The organism is Peribacillus sp. P4_C12, assembly GCF_056402095.1.
On the sequence record NZ_JBFUIB010000418.1, the window covers coordinates 1 to 3,314 of the forward strand.

Sequence of the window (3,314 nt, forward strand, 5' to 3'; positions counted from 1 at the left end):
ACTGATGGTATGATGGATCAACAATTGGTCACACGTTTATGTTCTTAAATCCATACAACAAACTATTTTAATTATTCTTACTAAGAATTCTTATTTGGACTGTATGGCAAGTACAGTTTCTAAAATCACATTTACTCCTTTTTCACAATCTTCCCATGAGGTAAGCTCTTCTTCACAATGACTTTTACCGTTAATACTTGGGACAAAAACCATAGCAGTTGGAATGTAACTAGCTATGAACTGGGCGTCATGACCAGCTCCACTTACCATTCTTTTATATGAAAGACCAAATGAATTAGTAGATTGTTCTAACAAATCACAGATTGACTTATCGAACCAAACGGTATCCCGGTCCCATAATTTTGTTACTTGGATTTCACATCCATCTTTTGAACCTGGTGTTGTAAGTCCTTCAATTATTTCCTCTACCTGTCTAATAGTTTTTGGATCCTTATGTCTAGCTTCTAACGAGAAAATAACTTTATTTGGAATAACTGTATGAATATTAGGGAACACATTTACCCTTCCCATCGTAAAAACTAAATCGTCGTCAAGCATACCCAGTTTTTGACGAGCCTCTGTGATTAAGCTATTCGTAGTAAAGAAAGCATCTTTTCTCATATTCATAGGAGTGGTTCCGGCATGATCGGATTCCCCTGTTACTTCGATTTCATAACAAACCATTCCAAGAACACATTCAACAACACCAATGGTTAGTGATTCACGTTCAAGAATAGGTCCTTGTTCAATATGCAACTCTAAAAATGCTGTAGCTTCTTTTAAGCGAGACTCTACTTCACCTGCATACCCACTAGCATTTAATGCTTCTTCAAAAGTAGTTCCTGTACTATCTGTTTTTTGCAGCATAATAGATTTTTCGAATTTTCCTGAAAGGATTCCCGATGACATCATAGAAGGTTCAAACCTGGCTCCTTCTTCATTAGTAAAATTAACAATCATAACCGGGATTTTGGGTTTGATATTATTTTCTACTAGGGTTCGCACAACTTCTAAACCAGCAACTACTCCTAAGATGCCATCAAACCGTCCACCCTTTTTTACTGTATCCATATGTGAACCCATTACAATCGGCGGTTTGTCTTCAATTCCTGCTAAAGTTGCGTAAACATTCCCCAAATCATCAACTTTAATGGTCATTCCCAATTCTTCACAACAAGAGCAGAAGTAATCACGAACTAAACGATCTTCTTCAGTCAGTGATAGGCGAGTGACTCCATTGTTTACTGTTCGTCCAAAATCCGCAAATTTTTCAAGCGTTTTACTTAGCCTTTCACCATTAATTAATAATTTTTGTTTTTTCATAGAGCATATCCCCTTTCAAATAAACTGCTAAATTTCTTAAAACGATTTTTTGGCTTTTCACTTTTTTAAAAAATGGAAACTCTTCGAGAAATCCTTGCAGTGAAAATACTACTCTTGCATTGAAAAAGTAATGTGAAGGACCCTTTACGATAGATTATATTTCCACTAATGATTCTCTATGATATAGAATCTCACCATCTATAATCGTTGATTCTACTTGTAAATCTTTAATATGAAGCGGGTTAACTTTTAAAATACTGTCAKTTAAAACCACGAAATCTGCCAACTTGCCTACCTCTATGCTGCCTTTAATATCTTCTTCAAAACTCGCATAGGCGCCATTCCAAGTGTATAGTTTAATGGCTTCCATTACGCTAATCGATTGAGCAACACCTATTTCAGAACCAGATTGGCTTCTTCTATTAACAGCAACGTGAATACCTAATAAAGGGTTATAATCAGTAACTGGAGCATCTGAACCACCTGCTGCAATGATGCCATTATCAATAAAATCACGAACAGCATACATGTGGTTGACTCGATTACCATAGTGTTGGATATATATATCCCCGAATTCATAAGGAAATGGAGGGTTTGGGATAGGGATGAGTTCGAGATTTTTCATTCTCTCTTGTAAATCTGGCGATGAAATCCCCGCATGCTCAATTCTGTGGCGATGATCTTTTCTTGGTGATTCCTCCAACGCCTTTTCTACACAATTTAAATACATTTCAATCGCTCTATCCCCTTGAGCATGCACAGTGATTTGATAGCCTTTTTTATGTGCTTGACCTAAAACTTGATAGATTTCTTCTTCACTATAATAAAGAATGCCAAAATTGTCAGGGTCACTGGAGTATGTCTCACGAGTGGCAATCGTAGGACCAGTACTACTTCCATCTGTAAACAATTTAGCTGGTCCAATTTTGAATCTTTCGTCCCCAGTACCGGTTACTACACCTACTTCTACCATTTTATTAACAAATTCATGAGAATTATTTAATGAACCAATCATTGCATATATACGAACACGAATATCCTTACTTTTAACAGCTTGTTGAAGTAAACGGAAACTCTCAGGACCATAGGCACCTGCTTCATGAATGCTTGTTATGCCTGCTGCAATGAAATGCTCTGACGCAATTTTCACTGCTTTCAAAAGTTCACTTTCTGTATAACTTGCAATTTCAGTCATTATCATATTTGCTGTTTCAATTAATCTGCCAGTAAACCTTCCCGTCTTATCCCTTTCAATAATCCCTCCTGTAGGATTCTCAGAGTTTTCATTAATTTTGGCAATCTCTAACGCCTTGCTATTAACCACGCTTATATGACTGCATGTACGCGATACAATAATTGGATGTTCGACTGAAATTGCATCCAACTCGGCTATTGTTGGATAACGCTTTTCTTTCACAACCGTTTCATTGAATCCCCAAGCACGTATCCATTCACCTTTTGGGATGGTTGATGCTTTCTCCTTCAAATCATTTAACAAATCCTCTATAGATTTGATATGCTCATCTTTACAACTTACTGCCAACTGATTAACCCCGTATAAAATAAGGTGAATATGAGCATCAATAAATCCTGGAAGTAGTGTCTTTCCTTGCAAATCGATCACTTTCGTTTCTTCTCCGATAAAACCCTTAACTTCTCGATTTGAACCAACTGCTGAGACACGATTCCCTTTCACCGCTACCGCTTCGACTACTTTATTCTTTTGATCAACTGTAATAACTTCTCCGTTAATGAACACAATATCAGCTTGCATAAACACACCCCTTATTGAACTTCTCTTTTAAGAGACAGTATTTAAAACCTTACTTCTGATCTGTTAATTCCCTTTTTCATAACCAAAATAATGCTGAGTAGTATTCTCTCCCAATACTTACACTCGTCCTTTTAAGATACCTTCAAGGACCACAATTTTGAATATTCAGTTTTCAGTAGTTTCATTATATCTACTTTAGGAATTATATACATTAGAC

The 3,314-nt window shown here is 36.5% G+C and carries 2 protein-coding genes; both read right to left on the minus strand.

Translation table 11 applies throughout. The features are described 5' to 3' along the window. Positions 1 to 90 precede the first annotated feature (90 nt). On the minus strand, positions 91 to 1,323 hold the full coding sequence (locus tag AC1DUW_RS24090; RefSeq protein ID WP_477643652.1) for an allantoate amidohydrolase: 1,233 nt from the start codon (positions 1,321 to 1,323) through the stop codon (positions 91 to 93). Between the two features lie 154 nt (positions 1,324 to 1,477). Next, positions 1,478 to 3,097: an amidohydrolase gene (locus AC1DUW_RS24095; protein WP_477643653.1), complete on the minus strand. Its 1,620-nt coding sequence runs from the start codon at positions 3,095 to 3,097 to the stop codon at positions 1,478 to 1,480. Between the last annotated feature and the right edge of the window lie 217 nt (positions 3,098 to 3,314).